Origin of the sequence: Ensifer sp. (genome assembly GCF_035999135.1) — a bacterium.
Classification (GTDB): domain Bacteria; phylum Pseudomonadota; class Alphaproteobacteria; order Rhizobiales; family Rhizobiaceae; genus Ensifer.
Genome location: NZ_DASYGZ010000173.1, coordinates 13,081 through 29,163, shown reverse-complemented (window position 1 = coordinate 29,163; position 16,083 = coordinate 13,081). Strand labels below are relative to the sequence as shown.

Here is a 16,083-nt window from a genome sequence, read left to right as displayed (position 1 = left end):
ATGAAGGAAATTTCCTGCAAGCTGCTCGTCATCGGCGCCGGCCCCGGCGGCTACATCGCAGCGATCCGTGCCGGCCAACTCGGTGTCGACACGGTGATCGTCGAAAAGGCCAAGGCCGGCGGCACCTGCCTCAATGTCGGCTGCATACCTTCGAAGGCGCTGATCCACGCGGCCGAAGAGTTCCACAAACTGCGCAGCGCCGCCTCGGGTCGCAGCCCGCTCGGCCTGTCGCTCGCCAACCCGACCATCGACCTTGCCCGCACCATCGCCTGGAAGGACGGCATCGTCGGCCGGCTGAACGGCGGCGTGATCGGGCTTTTGAAGAAGGCCGGCGTCAAGGCGGTGGTCGGCACAGCCCGCTTCGTCGACGGCAAGACTGTCGATGTCGAGACCGAAACCGGGCTGCAGCGCATCCGCGCCGAAGCGATCGTCATTGCCACCGGCTCCGCACCGGTCGAGCTGCCGGACTTGCCCTTCGGCGGGCCGATCATCTCGTCGACCGAGGCCCTGTCGCTGAAGAGCGTGCCGAAGAGCCTCGCCGTCATCGGCGGCGGCTATATCGGTCTCGAACTCGGCACCGCGTTTGCCAAGCTCGGCAGCCATGTGACGGTGCTCGAAGCGCAGCAGCGCATCCTGCCGCTCTATGACGCCGACCTGACGAAACCGATCGCCAAGCGCCTCGGCGAGCTCGGCATCGAGGTCTTCACTCAGACCGTGGCCAAGAGCTATTCGGCGGAAACAGGCAGTCTTCAGGCCGAGCACAATGGCCGCGCCATCGACGTCGCAGCCGAAAAGGTGCTGGTCACCGTCGGTCGCAAGCCGGTCACCGAAGGCTTCGGCCTCGAAGAGATCGACCTCGACCGTACCGGCCGTTTCATCCGCGTCGACGACCAGTGCCGCACATCGATGCGCGGTATCTATGCGATCGGCGACGTCACCGGCGAACCGATGCTGGCGCACCGCGCCATGGCACAAGGGGAGATGGTGGCGGAGATCGTCGCCGGCCATAAGCGCAGTTGGGACAAACGCTGCATTCCAGCGGTCTGCTTCACCGACCCGGAAATCGTCACCGCGGGCTTGTCGCCCGACGAGGCGCGCGGGAGCGGCATCGAGATCAAGATCGGCCAGTTCCCCTTCCAGGCGAACGGCCGGGCGATGACGACGCTTGCCGAAGACGGTTTCGTGCGCATCGTTGCGCGTGCCGACAACCACCTGGTGCTCGGCATCCAGGCGGTCGGCCACGGCGTGTCGGAACTGTCGGCAAGCTTCAGCCTTGCGATCGAAATGGGCGCGCGGCTGGAAGATATCGCCGGCACGATCCATGCGCATCCGACGCAGTCCGAGGCCTTCCAGGAGTCGGCGCTGAAGGCGCTGAGACACGCGCTGCATATTTGAGGCTGAGGGACGGTTGCGCGCGGAACCGCCCTTCATCCGACCTGCCGACCACCTTCTCCCCGCACGCGGGGAGAAGGACACACGCGGCACCTGCCCGCGCAACATTGCCTCTTGCCGTTTGGGAGAATGACATGAGCAGAACGGATCCGATCGTCATCGTTTCGGCGGCACGCACCCCGATGGGTGCTTTTCAGGGCAGCCTCAAGGATCTGGCCGCCCCGGAAATCGGCGCCATCGCGCTCAAGGCCGCGCTCGAACGCGCCGGTCTTGATGCGGTGGATGAAGTGTTGATGGGCAATGTGCTGCCGGCCGGCATCGGCCAGAACCCGGCACGCCAGGCAGCCCTTGGCGCAGGCCTTGGCAAGGAAACCCCGTCGACGACCGTCTCCAAGGTCTGCGGTTCCGGCATGAAGGCGCTGATGCTCGGCCACGACGCGATCCTTTCGGGCAGCGCCTCGGTGCTTGCTGTCGGTGGCATGGAGTCGATGACCAACGCCCCCTATCTGCTGCCGAAGGCGCGCGGCGGCTTCCGTCTGGGCCATGGCGAGGTGAAGGACCACATGTTCCTCGACGGCCTCGAAGACGCTTATTCCGGCCGGTTGATGGGCACCTATGCGGAGGACACAGCCGAGCACTACCAGTTCTCGCGCACGGACCAGGATGCCTTTGCGCTGCGCTCGCTGGAGCGCGCAACCCGCGCGGCCGAGGATGGCTCCTTTGCCGAGGAAGTCGTGGCAGTCGCTGGGGCCGGCAAACGCCAGACCGCCACTCTCGACCGCGACGAACAGCCGACCAAATCCGATCCGTCAAAGATCCCGAAGCTGAAACCCGCCTTCCGCGACGGCGGCAGCGTGACGGCCGCCAATTCATCGTCGATATCGGACGGGGCAGCGGCGCTGATCCTGATGCGCGCCAGCGAAGCGGAAAAACGCGGGCTGACACCGCTTGCGATCGTCGCCGGTCATGCCGGCCATGCGCAGGAGCCGGCCTGGTTCACGACCGCGCCGATCGGAGCGATCGACAAGCTGCTGGCAAGACTTGCCTGGGAAAAGAGCAGCGTCGGCCTCTATGAGATCAACGAAGCCTTCGCCGTGGTGGCGATGGCCGCGATCCGCGATCTCGGCCTGTCGGACGATATCGTCAACATCAACGGCGGCGCCTGCGCGCTCGGCCACCCGATCGGCGCATCCGGCGCCCGCATTATCGTGACGCTGCTGCACGCCATGCGCGCCAAGGGCGTCAAGCGCGGCATCGCCTCGCTCTGCATCGGCGGCGGCGAAGCGACGGCGGTCGGGCTGGAGTTGTTGCAGTAGCTCACATTTGGATGAGGGAACCTGCGCACGGTTTTCTGTCCGCATACTGCTCGCACTGACGAAAAACGCCGCCGGAGGACCCCGGCGGCGTTTACATCTTCGGCGGGCGATAGGCCCTCGTTCCTCAGCCCATGCGCTCGGAGGCGTAGGAGCCCGGGCTCGGCGGGAAGACCACGACGCGGTTGCCGTTGATGAAGCAGCGGTTGTGGATATGGGCGTGCACGGCGCGCGCCAGCACCTGGCTTTCCACGTCACGGCCGATCGAAACGTAATCTTCCGCACTCTGGGCGTGGGTGATGCGGGCGATGTCCTGCTCGATGATCGGACCTTCGTCGAGGTCGGCGGTGACGTAGTGTGCGGTCGCGCCGATCAGCTTCACGCCACGCTCATAGGCCTGCTTGTAGGGGTTGGCGCCCTTGAACGACGGCAGGAAGGAGTGGTGGATATTGATGATGCGGCCGGACATCTTCTTGCAGAGTGCGTCGGACAGCACCTGCATGTAGCGTGCAAGCACGATCAGCTCCGCGCCGGTCTGGTCGACCAGTTCCAACAGCTGGGCTTCCGCCTTCGGCTTGTTCTCCTTGGTCACCTTGATGCAGTAGAAGGGGATGTCGTGGTTGACGACCACCTTCTGGTAATCGAAGTGGTTGGAGACGACGCCGACGATATCGATCGGCAGCGCGCCGATCTTCCAGCGGTAGAGCAGGTCGTTGAGGCAATGGCCGAAACGCGACACCATGAGCAGCACCTTCATGCGCTCTTCGCTGTCGCGGATCTCGGCGTTCATGTCGAAACGCTTGACGACCGCTTCGAAGCCGGCCTTCAGCTCGTCGAGCGGGGCACCCTCCTGGCTGATGAAGGTGAGCCGCATGAAGAACAGCCCGGTTTCGAGATCGTCGAACTGCGAACTGTCGGAGATGTAACAGCCCTTTTCGGCGAGATAGCCGGTGATCGCGGCGACGATGCCACGGGTGGTCTTGCAGCTGACGTTCAGCACATAGCTTTTCATCGGTAGGTCTCTCGCTCCAGAGGTTTTTCCGGCCCCCCTTATACGGCCAGTCGCACAAAAACTAGCGCGGCCTTCCGGCCGCTGTCGATCCATTCGCGACATCCGTTTGACGGAACCGGCCAGAGGTGACCGGCATCGACCAGCAGAGCGGATAGCTGAGCAGGCAGCGAGCGAGGCGGGGCTCGGTCAACGGGGCGTGCGGTCCGGATGGACGCGGGCAAAGACCTCGATCTCGGCGCAACGCTGATCGATCGCGACGAGCCGCGGACAGGCCGAGAGATCAACCTCCCAGCGCCGGGCGTTGTAGACCTGCGGCACGAGGCAGATATCCGCCATGCTTGGCTGATCGCCATGGCAGAAACGGCCGGTGGCGGGATGATCGAGCAGGCTTTCAAACGCCAGAAGCCCCTCGCCGATGAACTTGCGCATCCAGTTGCGCCGCGCCGCCTCGCCGTCCTCGGCATTGGCCATGAGGTAGGACACGACGCCGAGATTGCAGGTCGGATGGATGTCCATGGCAATCGCGTAGGAGAGTGCGCGCACGCGCTGACGACCAATCGCATCCGCTGGCAGGAAGCCGGTACCGGCGCGCGTTTCGGCGAGATACTCGATGATGGCGAGCGATTGGGTAAACCGCTCGCCATCGATCTCAAGAACGGGCACGAGCCCTTGCGGGTTCAGCGCCAGGTGCTCCGGAGCCTTGTGCGCCTTGGCGAGCAGATCGACCGGCACCGAACGATAGGTTTCGCCAAGGCAATTGAGCGCGATGCGCACCCGATAGCTCGCCGACGATCGCCAGTAGTCGTAAAGGACGGTCTCGCTCATGCTTTCACCCGCATCTGTCTTCGGTCGGTTCAGGCCCGGTCGTAGGCTTCGACGGTCTGCTCGATCGCGCCGAAGATGGAGTGACCGGTCTTGTCCTTCATCTCGATGCGCACGACGTCGCCGGCCCTGAGAAAATGCGTCTTCGGGGCGCCGCCGATGATCGTCTCGATCATCCGGAGTTCGGCGATGCAGGAATAGCCGGCGCCACCCTCTGCGACCGGCTTGCCGGGGCCGCCGTCGAGCTTGTTGGAAACGGTGCCCGAACCGATGATCGTGCCGGTGGAAAGCGGCCGGGTCTTGGCGGCATGCGCGACCAGCTGCGCGAAATCGAAGGTCATGTCGATGCCGGCATTGGCGCGGCCGAAGGGCTTGCCGTTGAGATCGACATGAAGCGGCAGGTGCAGCTTGCCGCCGTCCCAGGCATCGCCCAGTTCGTCCGGAGAAACGGCAACCGGGGAGAAGGCCGACGACGGCTTCGACTGGAAGAAGCCGAAACCCTTGGCAAGCTCGGCCGGGATCAACCCGCGCAGCGACACGTCGTTGACCAGCATGACGAGCTGGATCGCCGCCCGCGCCTCGTCGATCGTGGCACCCATCGGCACGTCGTCGACGATGACGGCAACCTCGCCTTCCATGTCGACGCCGAAGCTTTCGCCGGCAAGCGGGATCGGATCGCGCGGCGCGATGAAGCTGTCGGAACCACCCTGGTACATCAGCGGATCGGTCCAGAAGCTTGAGGGCATCTCGGCGTTTCGGGCCTTGCGGACCAGCTCGACGTGATTGACGTAAGCCGAGCCGTCGGCCCATTGGTAAGCGCGCGGCAACGGCGACAGCGCGTCGTGTTCATGGAACCGGATCGTCGGCTGCGAGCCAGTCTCGATCCCCTCGGCCACGCGCGCAAGCCGCGGGCCCGCATGCGCCCAGTCGTCGAGCGCTGCCTGCAGGGTGCGAGCAATGTGCCCAACCTCGGAGCAGCGGGTGAGATCGCGAGAGACGACCACGAGTTTTCCGTCGCGTGTACTGTCCTTGAGCGTCGCCAGTTTCATGCAGTCCTCCCTCTCAATCTTCTCATTGATCCAGACCGAAGACCGCTTCGCGACCTTCGCGGAATTGTCTTACGCGGACGAATCGTCCGCGATCTTCACAACACGGCCGTCGGCCGCGATCGTCAAGGCGCCCGCCCAGCTTTTGCGGGTCGCCGCAATCCAGTGGGCTTCCGATATCTCTGAGTCATCGGCCGGGATGAGATGATGCAAAACCAGTCGCCCGACATCAGCTGCCGCCGCAATTGCACCCGCCTGTTCGGCAAACGTGTGGCTGGCGAGCAGGTGCTCCTTCAGCCGCGCACCATTGCCGGTGCGCGCCACCAGCCGGTCGACGCCTTCTGCCAGCATCGCCTCGTGAACGAGGATGTCCGCACCCCCCGCGAAACCAGCAAGCGGCGGGAAGTAGGCCGTGTCGGCGGAGAACACGACAGAGCCCTCGGCATGATCGAAACGGAGCGCGAAACAGTCGGTGACCGGCGGATGATCGACCCGCAGCGCCGACAATGTCAGACCGTTCTCCGAAAAGACCTTTCCTTCCGAAAACTCGATCACCTCGACCAGCGCGCGCAGATCGGGCCGGCCCTCGTCGACGATACGGATGTCGATGTCGAAGGCCATCGCCTCAAGGAATCCCCGCCAATAGGCGCCGGTACCGGTGGGGCCGAAGACGCGCACGGGATGGGCAAGCCCTGCCGTCCAGGCCGTGTGGATCAGCGGCCCGAGTTCAAGAACGTGGTCCGAATGCAGGTGGGTGATGATGATGAGATCGAGCGCCTTCAGCGGCACGCCGGCGTCTGTCACCCCGCGGGTGACGCCGAGGCCGCAATCGACGACAACAGTCCGTCCACCGATTTCAAGCAGCGACGAGGTCGGCCACGGGCCGCCCGGCCGGATCGCCGGACCGCCCTTGCTGCCGAGCAAAACGAGGCGTGAACTCAAGACCAATCGCCTTCCGGCGTCCCGTTGAACCGCTTCTTGAGATCGCTCCAGCAGTCGATGTAGTTGTCCTGCAACGTCTCCAGTTCGGCGGCGTAGCGGGTCAGCTGCTGCGGGAAGCGGGTCTCGAACATGAAGGCCATCGTATGGTCGAGCTTCACCGGTTTCAACTCACTGTTCGTCGCTTTGTCGTAGCCCGATGCATCGGGCCCATGCGCCAGCATCATGTTGTGCAGGCTCATGCCACCGGGCACAAAGCCCTCTTCCTTGGCGTCGTAGCGGCCGTAGATCAGCCCCATGAACTCGCTCATGATGTTGCGGTGATACCAGGGCGGGCGGAAGGTGTGCTCGGCCACCATCCAGCGCGGCGGGAAGATGACGAAATCGATGTTCGCCGTGCCCTCTTCGCCCGAAGGCGCGGTCAGCACCGTGAAGATCGACGGATCCGGATGGTCGAAGAGGATCGCGCCAACAGGCGAATAGGTCTTCAGGTCGTATTTGTAGGGCGCGTAGTTGCCGTGCCAAGCGACGACGTCGAGCGGCGAATGGCCAATCTCGGTCACGTGGAAGCCGCCGCACCACTTCACATGCACGCGGCAGGGCGTTTCCTTTTCCTCGAACGCGGCGACAGGCGTCTTGAAGTCGCGCGGATTGGCCAAGCAATTGGCGCCGATCGGGCCGCGGTCGGGCAGCGTGAACTTGGCGCCATAGTTCTCGCAGACGTAACCGCGCCAGACCTTTTCATCGCCGAGCCGCGTCACCTTGAACATGGTGCCGCGCGGCACCAGGCAGATCTCCGAGGGCTCGACGTCCATCCTGCCGAGCTCGGTGAACACCTGGATCGCGCCCATCTCCGGCACGATCAGAAGCTCGCCGTCGGCATTGAAGAAATAGTCGTCGACCATGTCGTCATTGAAGGCATAGGCATGCGCCGCCATGCCCGAATGCGTCGGCGCGTCGCCGGCGGTCGTCATCGTGCGGATGCCCTGAAGGAAGTTCAGCTTTTCCGTCGGCGCCGGCAGCGGGTTCCAGCGCAACTGCCCGAGCGCCAGCGAATGTTCGGCCACATGCGGCGCGGTTTTCCAGTGCGGATAGTCTGTCTTGCTGAAGCGGCCGGTGTGGCGAACGCTCGGGCGGATACGGTAGAGCCAGGAGCGCTCGTTGGTGCCGCGCGGCGCGGTGAAGGGCGAGCCGGACAGCTGTTCGGCATAAAGCCCGTAGGCGCATTTCTGCGGGCTGTTCTGGCCCTGCGGCAGCGCGCCGGGCAGGCTCTCGGTTTCGAAGTCGTTGCCGAAGCCGGGCATGTAATTGAGCGCGTCGGCCCTCTTTGCTTGCGCATCGGCCTCTTTTTCTGCCTTGTCCAGCATCCTCGATCCTCCTCCCATGAGCATCTGGCTTGGCCTCTTGCGGCCGGGCCAATGCCAATCCAACAACCGCCGCAACGCCTCACTCGTGCTGGACGAAATCGTCGCTTTCGGCATATTAGTTACAATCGTAACTATCGATTTTGTAACTATCAAGGAAACACCGATGGCTTCCGGCAACTTCGAGCTCAGTGCCTTCCTGCCCTATCGCCTCAACCGTGCGGCCGAGTTCGTCGCGCTGCGTTTTGCCGCGCAGTACAAGGCGCGCTACCAGCTCACCCGCCCGGAATGGCGCACGCTCGCAGCGCTTGGCAGCACCGGTCGTCCAATGTCGGCGACCGAGGTCGGCGCGCACTCGGCCATGCACAAGACCAAGGTGAGCCGCGCCGTCGCGGCACTTGAAGAGCGGCGCTGGCTGACCCGCAGCGAAAACGAGGGCGATCGCCGTCTTGAGCATCTGCAGCTGACGAAGGCCGGCGCCGGGGCCTATGGCGAACTGACCGCGCTTGCCGCCAGCTACCAGGCCGAGCTGGATGCGCTGATCGGCCCGACCGGCATGCAGGCGCTGGCGGTCGGCCTCGACGCGGTGGAACGCGCCATCGGCAAGCTGGAGAGACGCGACACGGAGCGTTAGATCGTTTCCTTGTTTCCCTGAAACAGTGAAACGATCCAACTCTTTGAAAGAACGCAATTCCGGACGGAAAACCGTTTCACACTTTTCCTGGAATGGCGTTAGCCCTTCATCCGCTCCGGGATCGGCACGCCTTCAAAACTCTTGAGCGTCTCGAGCACGATCGACGTCTTGACGTGCTGCACACTGTCATGCGGCAAGAGCACGTCGTTGACGAAGCGCGAGAGGCCGGCGAGATCCGGGGTGACGACGCGCAGGTGGTAGTCCATCTCGCCCGTCAGCGCGTAGGCCTCCAGAACCTCCGGCAGGCTGGAGACAAGCTTGCCGAAGCGTTTGGCGTTGTCGCGGTTGTGGGTGGCGAGCGTCACCGAGATCACCACCATCAGGTCGAGCCCGAGCTTCTGCCGGTCGATCTGGGCCTGGTATCCGGTGATGTAGCCTTCCGCTTCGAGCCGCGTGCGCCGGCGTGAGCATTGTGACGGCGAAAGCGCGATGCGTTCGGACAGTTCATTGTTGGTCAAATGCCCGTCGCGCTGCAGTTCGCTGAGGATCTTGAGGTCGAAGCCGTCGAGTTGCTCCATTCATGCATCCTTATAAAGTATTTCGCACGTTTCGTGCGGCATCCTGCTCAAATCGCGCAAGAATACAAGCATCATGCATAGGATTTGCGTCATACTCCAGCAAAGTTTGGAAGAACAAGAGGAGACTTCCGATGGGCCCTTTCCCGCATGACGCCCCGCCGGCGACGATTACCGCTGAAAACCCTGCTGGTACCGACGGCTTCGAGTTCGTCGAATTCGCCCATCCGGAACCGGAAAAGCTTGCCGAGCTTTTTGCGCGCATGGGCTATAGCCCCGTCGCCAGGCACAAGAGCAAGAACATCACCGTCTGGCGCCAGGGCGACATCAACTATATCCTGAACGCCGAGCCCGGCTCGCACGCCATGCGCTTCGTCGATGAGCACGGCCCCTGCGCCCCGTCGATGGCCTGGCGCGTCGTCGATGCCAAGCACGCCTTCAACCATGCGGTTTCCAAGGGCGCGATCCCCTACGAAGGCAAGGACAAGTGTCTCGATGTTCCGGCCATCGTCGGCATCGGCGGGTCGCTGCTCTACTTCGTCGAAACCTATGGTGCCAAGGGCTCGGCTTACGAGGCCGAGTTCGAATGGACGGGCGAGCGCAACCCGAAGCCTGAAGGCGTCGGTTTCTACTACTTGGATCACCTGACCCACAACGTCTATCGCGGCAACATGGACAAGTGGTGGGCCTTCTACCGCGAACTGTTCAACTTCACCCAGATCCACTTCTTCGACATCGACGGCCGCATCACCGGCCTCGTCAGCCGGGCAATTACCTCGCCCTGCGGCAAGATCCGCATCCCCTTGAACGAATCCAAGGACGATACGAGCCAGATCGAGGAGTATCTGCGCAAGTACAAGGGCGAAGGCATCCAGCATATCGCCGTCGGCAGCGACGGCATTTATGATGCCACCGACAAGCTGTCGGACAACGGCCTCAAGTTCATGCCGGGCCCGCCGGAAACCTACTACGCCATGTCGCACGACCGGGTGCACGGCCATGACGAACCGATCGAGCGGATGAAGAAGCACGGCATCCTGATCGACGGCGAAGGCGTGGTAAACGGCGGCATGACGAAGATCCTGTTGCAGATCTTCTCGAAAACCGTGATCGGCCCGATCTTCTTCGAGTTTATTCAGCGCAAGGGCGACGAGGGCTTCGGCGAAGGCAACTTCCGCGCCTTGTTCGAATCGATCGAAGCCGACCAGATCCGTCGCGGCGAACTTGGTCCGCAGGCGGCCGAATAGGTCGGGCATCGCACCCGCGACAGACGGCCAGCCATTTCAGCCTTTAGCCTCTCGCCTTCCGGTGAGGGGCTTTTTTTTTACCAGCGGAGGGACTTGCGCACGCCTTTGCGGGCGCGCGCCAAGCAATCGGGGCCTGTTCAGTTCGTCGCCTCGTTGACGACCCGCCAGTTCGGCCGGCCGAGATTGTGCGGCCAGTCGATCACGTCGCGATCGTTGAAGTAGACGACTTCGGCAAGGTTCGGAAACTGCGGATCAGGTGCCGTCGCCGTCTCCATCCACGGCTGCATGTAGGCGGGGCTACCTTCCCAACCAAGTTCGGCGACCCAGATCGGCTTGTTGAACTTCGCGACCAGATCGTAACCAGGCTTCAGCGCTTCGGTGAAGGTCCGGGGCGCCCCATACTCGATCTTGTCGTAAGCCTCGAAACCGAAGACCGAAAGCCCGACGAGATCAACGTAGTCGTCGCCGGGATAATAGGCCTCGAGATTGGGCAGCCCCTTCGGCGACCACATGATCTGCGTTTTCGGTGCCGTCTTGCGCACGATGTCCATGGCGTGCCTGTAGGCCCTGATCCAGTCTTGGGGCTGCCATCCGGCCCAGGAAAACCGGCCGGAGGTATCCTCCATTTCCTGACCCCAGCGCACGATCACCGGGCTCTTCAACTGGGCGATCGTGTCGGCGATCGCCTGCATGTTGGCGTCATATTCCCCCCTCAGCATCCGGTCGCGCAGTTGCTCCGGCGTCAGCTTCCAGCCGAGCGACCAGGACCAGGGCTCGATCGTGATCAGAAGTTTGCGGCCACGCTGAAGCGCGTATTCGTCCGCAATCTGCAGGGAGGCGAGATCAACGTCTTCCCAGGGCAGGAACAACGCCTCCGTCGTGAGGTCGCCCTGCGCGCCGAAATCGCCGTGCGGGTCGTAGGCGCCGAATTTCGTCCCGCCGGGGTGACTGACGGGACGTTTGTCGGCGAGCGTCTGGGGCTGACCGGCGGTGACCGCAGGATTGGCTTGGTCCTGCGCCAACACCGATACAAAGCTACCGCCGAGCTCCAGTTGCAGAGCCAGGACAGTGCATAGGGCGAGTGCCAATTTGCGTTTCATGTCATCCTCCTGCGGCGGCGTGGCTACTTCTTGGCGAGGAACTCTTCCTTGAGGCGCAACGCTTTTGCCGTGATCGCATCGTTGGAAACGAACTTCTTGTATTCGTCGTACTTCTTCATCTTCGGATGCTTGAAGACGTACCACTTCCCATCCGGCACCCGCCGCTGGTAGATCGTGTCGCCGATCCGGCTGTGGCCGAAGCAGGTGCGTGCGGGGCCGCTGCCTTGAGAGCTCGTCCAGCGGGCCTGCATGCACATCATGCCGAGATCGCTGACGTACCAGTTGCCTTCGGCGTAGGACCGGTCACCCTTGCCCTTGTTGACATAGGCGACGAGCTTGCGGTCGTGCGCGGTAAAGCGGGCGCCGCCGGTTGGCCAGTTCCAGGTCTTGTTGCGATAAAGCGAGTACACCTCGTAAGCGCTGAGCGGCGTCGGCTTGATCTCGATCTTGGCCTTGACCGGCTGGGCGCCGAGATAGAACGCAGCAGCTGCAAGCGGCAGCAGCAGCGGAAGAACAATGACTTTCAAGGACCCTTTCATAGCGTTACTCCTCGCTTTGAGACCTACGAACTCGACTGCTCGCCGTCGTCACGACGGCACGTGAAGGCGACCAACCTTCTTGGTCGTCATGACGTCCCTGATATCCGGCTGGCCGGCGCTTTCGGCATTCGCCTCCACGCGCGGGCTTTCACTGTCGGATGGTTGTGAAAATCCATTCCACTTCAGGCGGAAGCGGACGATCTTCAGATTGGTGCCCTGCCCGGCGCCGGCGACGGTGAACTTCGTTTCGGTGAACGTCACGAAGCCGAGGCCATGTGACAGCGCTTCGGTCGCTTCGGCGCCGTGGCGCACCGCCGATTGGGCGGAAAGCACCGAGACCATGACCAGGCCGCCGGCCGTCACGGCCGTCATCGTCGAGCGCGGCACCAGCGCCAGCCCGTTCTCTCGAGCGTGGCAGGTGTGGATCACGATGACGATCAGCGCATAGATCAGCGCGTTGATACCGGCAAAGATGTAGAAGCCGCTCGCCGAGCCCGCATCGGACACGAACCAGATGACGAGCGCTGAGGCGAGCGACAGAGCCAGGTATGGCATCAGCACGCGCAGCGGCAGCGGCGACGCCGCACCGCGACCTTTCGGCGTGATGCGAAAATCGACGAAGGAGCCGGTGAGATGATCGCGCACCGCCGCAAGGCAGCCGAGCAATGACCACGGCCAGCGGGCAAAGAGAAACACGACGCTTTCCCAGTTCATGATCCGCGCGTCATGCGGCCTGAACGTCCCGGTCGATCGCCAGAAATACGCAAGCGCCGTCAGGATGATGGTGAGCGGAGCGAAATGCAGCAGAAACTCCGGATAGCTGACCGCGACGAAGGGCCGTCCCGTCAGCAGCGCGAATACCGGCATCAGGAACATCAGCGCCATGAAGGCCGAAAACAGCGGGTACCAGAGCTGCGAGAAGACGAACTGGAAGCGCAGCCGCGGCGACAGACGTGGCCCGTAGATCGGCGAGTACTTCAACAGGATCATCACGAGGCTGCGCGCCCATTGAAACTCCTGGATGGCCAGGTCGGCAAAATTGACCGGTCCGTCACCATGGGCAATAGCGTTGAGGGCGTGCACGCCGCGCCAGCCATGGGCGTTCATCATCAGGGTGGTCGAGTGGTCTTCGGCCAGTTCCGGCCCAAGCCCGCCGATCTCTTTCAACGCCTTTGTGCGGACCGCGTAGTGTGACCCGATGCACAGCGGCGCCCAGCCGTTGTTGTGCCCGACCTGAAGGCAACCGTGCATGAACGCTTCGGTGTTGAGCCGGCCGCGCGCCGCCCAACTGCCGGCGGCATTGGCATCGCAGATGCTCGGCGCCGACACATAGCCGACCGTCGGATCGTTGAACGGGCGCAGGATTTCGACGAGATAGGTGGTTTCCGGCACATGGTCGGCATCGAACTGCGCCACGAAATCATAGCGCTCGTAGCCGTAATGATCGTAGAAGAAGGCAAGGTTTCCCTCCTTGCAGCGCGTCCGCCGCGGCCAGGCGGTGCGATGATATTCGGCAACGCCCCTGCGGGTGGATATCTGGACGCCGTGCGCGGCACACCAGGCGAGCGTATCTTCGGACGGATCCTCGTCGGCGAGCCAGACATCATAGTCGCAACCGGTCTGGTCGAGCATCGCAAGCAGGGTCTTGCGCACCACGGCGAAGGGTTCGGACGGAGCCTTGGTCACGACCATGGCGACGCGGCCTTCGGGCACCGGACCTGTTTTTTCGGTCGCCACCTTCGCCCCGTAGAAGATCATCATGAAATGGATCGGCAACAGCGTGACCCACCCGACGACAACCGTCGCCAGGATGTAGGATGGCCAGTCCAGCACGTGGGCCGGATCGATCCACCACATCCAGAAATACACAAGCGCTGCGACCCACGCCGCCGTCCCCAAACAATTGAGCACCAGCAGGCGGCCGGAAAAGACTGCGCTCAGGGGCGCCACACCCTGCCGTCGATCAGCCCTGATCCGCGATCGGCCGGAGTTGGTCGCGTCGGTCATGAGTGCACCTCCAGGCCGAAACTCGGCGCCGCCGTCGCGATGATGGTGTCGATGGTGGAGTACGCGGGACGAAATCCCAGCGTCTGCCGCGCGCGGGCGGTGTCGGCATAAAGCACCGGCGGATCGCCGGGCCGGCGTGGCAGCATCCTGACCGGGACCTTGAGGCCGGTGATGCGGTCGATGGCTGAGAGCACCTGGCGGATCGACGTCCCCTCGCCCGAACCCAGATTGGCGCGCAGAACCTCGCCGCCGTCCCGCAGATAGTTCACCGCCGCGACGTGGGCGTCGGCAAGGTCGGTCACGTGAATGTAGTCGCGGATGCAGGTGCCGTCGGGCGTCGCATAGTCGTCGCCGAAGACGTCGAGCCTTTCGATGCGGCCGGCCGCCGCCATCAGTGCCCGCGGGATGAGATGGGTTTCCGGATCATGGCGCTCGACAAGCTGCCCTTCGGGATCGGCGCCTGCGGCGTTGAAGTAGCGCAGCGCAACCGAGCGCAGCCCGTAGGCCCGGGCATAGTCGGCAAGCATCAGCTCGATCATCAGCTTCGTACGGCCGTAGGGATTGATCGGGAGCTGCGCCGTATCTTCTGTGATCGGCAGGACCGGCGGCACGCCATAGGTGGCGCAGGAACTGGAAAAGACGATACGGTCGATTCCACCCTCACGGCAGGCCTCCAGTAGGGCGATGCTGCCCGCAACGTTGTTGCGATAGTATTTCGCGGGATCTTCGACCGATTCCCCGACATAGGCGGAGGCGGCGAAATGGATTACGCCTTCGGGCGTGAAGGTCCGGATCGCATCTGTCAGGCGCGCCTGATCCTCGATGTCTCCCGTAACGAGCGGTCCCCACTTGACGTTTCCCCGGTGTCCGGTCGACAGGTTATCGTAGACCACGGGAACGATGCCCTGCTGCGCCAGGCGCTTGCAGGTATGGCTGCCTATGAAGCCGGCTCCGCCGGTGACGAGTACGGTGCGTGACATGTCATACCGCCTCTCCCGCCATGACGCGGCTGTCCGCGCTCAGGCGTTCGTCGAAATAGGCGATGGTGCGTTCAAGGCCCTGGCTCAACTTGATCTTCGGCTCCCATGCAAGCTCGGCATGGGCCTGGGCGATATCCGGCCGCCGCTGGCGAGGGTCGTCGACGGCCGCCGCCTGGTGCACGATGCGCGAGCGCGAACCGGTGAGCGCTAGAACCATCTGCGCAAGCTCCAGAACCGTGAACTCGCCCGGGTTGCCGAGATTGATCGGCCCCGTGCAGGTCTCGGGCGAAACCGAAAGCCGCAGAAATCCGTCGATCAGATCATCGGCATAGCAGAACGACCGCGTCTGCTGTCCGTCGCCGTAGATGGTCAACTCCTTGCCAAGCAGGGCCTGGACCACGAAATTGGAAATCACCCGACCGTCATCCGGACGCATCCGTGGGCCGTAGGTATTGAAGATGCGCGCCACCTTGATCTTCACGCCGTGGGTGCGGTGGTAGTCGAAGAACAGGGTTTCGGCCGATCTCTTGCCCTCGTCGTAGCACGCCCGCGGGCCGATCGTGTTGACGTTGCCAAAATAGCTCTCGCGCTGCGGGCTCAAAAGCGGATCGCCGTAGACTTCCGATGTCGAGGACTGGACGACTGTGGCGCCGGTGGCGCGTGCGTTTTCCAGCGCATGCAGCGCGCCAAGCACGTTGGTCATCAACGTTCCGACCGGATCGGCCTGATAGTCGGGCGGAGACGCCGGCGAGGCAAAATTGAAGATGACGTCGGCATCGATCAGATAGGGCTTGCGGACGTCGTGATCGATGATGTGGAGATGAGGGTTGTGCGTGAGATGCGCGAGATTTTCACGCCGGCCAGTCGAAAAGTTGTCGATGCAGACAACTGTGTGGCCAAGGGAAAGGAGTCTTTCGCAAAGATGCGATCCGAGAAATCCACTGCCACCCGTTACAAGAACTCTTCTCGGTATTCCTGAAATCTTCTTAAGAAACTCACGTTGACCAACGACAGACAACGGCCCGGAAACGACCTTTCGCATGCGCACCTCCAATTATTTTACACACCATTTCTTCTGGTGCTTTGGAGACGGACTGCGAATGAAAAATATAA

Annotated in this window: 15 protein-coding genes; 4 read left to right on the top strand and 11 right to left on the bottom strand. The window is 63.0% G+C overall.

Annotated features, from left to right (window positions below):
• Together lpdA and VGO12_RS22820 are read left to right on the top strand one after the other, a co-directional pair.
• Entirely contained in the window at positions 1-1,395 is a 1,395-nt protein-coding gene (gene lpdA, locus VGO12_RS22825) for a dihydrolipoyl dehydrogenase (RefSeq protein WP_327515024.1), read from the top strand.
• Positions 1,396-1,526: 131 nt separating this feature from the next.
• Entirely contained in the window at positions 1,527-2,708 is a 1,182-nt protein-coding gene (locus VGO12_RS22820) for an acetyl-CoA C-acyltransferase (RefSeq protein WP_327515023.1), read from the top strand.
• Between the two features lie 124 nt (positions 2,709-2,832).
• Here VGO12_RS22820 and purU read toward each other — a convergent pair whose 3' ends face one another.
• From purU to hmgA, 5 genes are all read right to left on the bottom strand, one after another.
• Positions 2,833-3,717 (bottom strand): formyltetrahydrofolate deformylase, encoded by an 885-nt coding sequence (gene purU, locus VGO12_RS22815; RefSeq protein WP_327515022.1) that lies wholly within the window; start codon positions 3,715-3,717, stop codon positions 2,833-2,835.
• A gap of 186 nt (positions 3,718-3,903) precedes the next feature.
• A complete protein-coding gene (maiA, locus tag VGO12_RS22810; protein WP_327515021.1) occupies positions 3,904-4,542 on the bottom strand; it encodes a maleylacetoacetate isomerase in 639 nt (212 codons plus the stop codon).
• A gap of 29 nt (positions 4,543-4,571) precedes the next feature.
• Positions 4,572-5,588, bottom strand: a complete 1,017-nt coding sequence (locus tag VGO12_RS22805; RefSeq protein WP_327515020.1) for a fumarylacetoacetate hydrolase family protein — start codon at positions 5,586-5,588, stop codon at positions 4,572-4,574.
• 69 nt (positions 5,589-5,657) lie between these two features.
• Complete coding sequence (locus tag VGO12_RS22800; protein WP_327515019.1) at positions 5,658-6,527, bottom strand: MBL fold metallo-hydrolase; 870 nt, start codon at positions 6,525-6,527, stop codon at positions 5,658-5,660.
• Complete coding sequence (gene hmgA, locus VGO12_RS22795; protein ID WP_327515018.1) at positions 6,524-7,891, bottom strand: homogentisate 1,2-dioxygenase; 1,368 nt, start codon at positions 7,889-7,891, stop codon at positions 6,524-6,526. The genes VGO12_RS22800 and hmgA overlap by 4 nt, the downstream gene beginning before the upstream one ends.
• Positions 7,892-8,054: 163 nt before the next feature.
• Between hmgA and VGO12_RS22790 the strand changes: the two genes are divergently transcribed.
• Positions 8,055-8,522: a MarR family winged helix-turn-helix transcriptional regulator gene (locus tag VGO12_RS22790; protein WP_327515017.1), complete on the top strand. Its 468-nt coding sequence runs from the start codon at positions 8,055-8,057 to the stop codon at positions 8,520-8,522.
• A 98-nt stretch (positions 8,523-8,620) separates the two neighbouring features.
• On the opposite strand, the gene VGO12_RS22785 is transcribed toward VGO12_RS22790, so the two are convergent.
• The gene (locus VGO12_RS22785; RefSeq protein WP_065375464.1) at positions 8,621-9,100 is read right to left on the bottom strand and encodes an Lrp/AsnC family transcriptional regulator; all 480 of its coding nucleotides are present in this window, start codon (positions 9,098-9,100) and stop codon (positions 8,621-8,623) included.
• A 131-nt stretch (positions 9,101-9,231) separates the two neighbouring features.
• On the opposite strand from VGO12_RS22785, the gene hppD reads away from it, so the two are divergent.
• Positions 9,232-10,344 carry a 4-hydroxyphenylpyruvate dioxygenase gene (hppD, locus tag VGO12_RS22780; RefSeq protein WP_327515016.1) on the top strand — a complete coding sequence of 371 codons (1,113 nt, stop codon included), beginning with the start codon at positions 9,232-9,234 and terminating at the stop codon, positions 10,342-10,344.
• A 137-nt stretch (positions 10,345-10,481) separates the two neighbouring features.
• Here the strand turns inward: hppD and VGO12_RS22775 are convergent, their stop codons facing one another.
• From VGO12_RS22775 to VGO12_RS22755, 5 genes are read right to left on the bottom strand one after another with little or no spacing between them, the layout of a single operon-like run.
• Positions 10,482-11,444, bottom strand: coding sequence for a glycoside hydrolase family 26 protein (locus VGO12_RS22775; RefSeq protein WP_327515015.1), 963 nt, complete (start codon positions 11,442-11,444; stop codon positions 10,482-10,484).
• 23 nt (positions 11,445-11,467) lie between these two features.
• On the bottom strand, positions 11,468-11,971 hold the full coding sequence (locus tag VGO12_RS22770; RefSeq protein WP_327515014.1) for a DUF995 domain-containing protein: 504 nt from the start codon (positions 11,969-11,971) through the stop codon (positions 11,468-11,470).
• Positions 11,972-12,031: 60 nt separating this feature from the next.
• Positions 12,032-13,990, bottom strand: a complete 1,959-nt coding sequence (locus VGO12_RS22765) for a glycosyltransferase family 2 protein (protein WP_327515013.1) — start codon at positions 13,988-13,990, stop codon at positions 12,032-12,034.
• A complete protein-coding gene (gene galE, locus VGO12_RS22760) occupies positions 13,987-14,970 on the bottom strand; it encodes a UDP-glucose 4-epimerase GalE (protein WP_327515012.1) in 984 nt (327 codons plus the stop codon). Before galE ends, VGO12_RS22765 begins: the two co-directional genes overlap by 4 nt.
• 1 nt (position 14,971) lies before the next feature.
• Positions 14,972-16,012 (bottom strand): UDP-glucuronic acid decarboxylase family protein, encoded by a 1,041-nt coding sequence (locus VGO12_RS22755; RefSeq protein ID WP_327515011.1) that lies wholly within the window; start codon positions 16,010-16,012, stop codon positions 14,972-14,974.
• Positions 16,013-16,083 lie beyond the last annotated feature (71 nt).

What these genes read in the sequence shown, in the direction of transcription:
- VGO12_RS22765 (WP_327515013.1), bottom strand. Translation starts at nt 13,990, where the DNA reads ATGACCGACGCGACCAACTCCGGCCGATCGCGGATCAGGGCTGATCGA.
- lpdA (WP_327515024.1), top strand. Translation starts at nt 1, where the DNA reads ATGAAGGAAATTTCCTGCAAGCTGCTCGTCATCGGCGCCGGCCCCGGC.
- hmgA (WP_327515018.1), bottom strand. Translation starts at nt 7,891, where the DNA reads ATGCTGGACAAGGCAGAAAAAGAGGCCGATGCGCAAGCAAAGAGGGCC.
- purU (WP_327515022.1), bottom strand. Translation starts at nt 3,717, where the DNA reads ATGAAAAGCTATGTGCTGAACGTCAGCTGCAAGACCACCCGTGGCATC.
- VGO12_RS22755 (WP_327515011.1), bottom strand. Translation starts at nt 16,012, where the DNA reads ATGCGAAAGGTCGTTTCCGGGCCGTTGTCTGTCGTTGGTCAACGTGAG.
- VGO12_RS22775 (WP_327515015.1), bottom strand. Translation starts at nt 11,444, where the DNA reads ATGAAACGCAAATTGGCACTCGCCCTATGCACTGTCCTGGCTCTGCAA.
- hppD (WP_327515016.1), top strand. Translation starts at nt 9,232, where the DNA reads ATGGGCCCTTTCCCGCATGACGCCCCGCCGGCGACGATTACCGCTGAA.
- VGO12_RS22820 (WP_327515023.1), top strand. Translation starts at nt 1,527, where the DNA reads ATGAGCAGAACGGATCCGATCGTCATCGTTTCGGCGGCACGCACCCCG.
- maiA (WP_327515021.1), bottom strand. Translation starts at nt 4,542, where the DNA reads ATGAGCGAGACCGTCCTTTACGACTACTGGCGATCGTCGGCGAGCTAT.
- VGO12_RS22805 (WP_327515020.1), bottom strand. Translation starts at nt 5,588, where the DNA reads ATGAAACTGGCGACGCTCAAGGACAGTACACGCGACGGAAAACTCGTG.
- VGO12_RS22785 (WP_065375464.1), bottom strand. Translation starts at nt 9,100, where the DNA reads ATGGAGCAACTCGACGGCTTCGACCTCAAGATCCTCAGCGAACTGCAG.
- VGO12_RS22790 (WP_327515017.1), top strand. Translation starts at nt 8,055, where the DNA reads ATGGCTTCCGGCAACTTCGAGCTCAGTGCCTTCCTGCCCTATCGCCTC.
- galE (WP_327515012.1), bottom strand. Translation starts at nt 14,970, where the DNA reads ATGTCACGCACCGTACTCGTCACCGGCGGAGCCGGCTTCATAGGCAGC.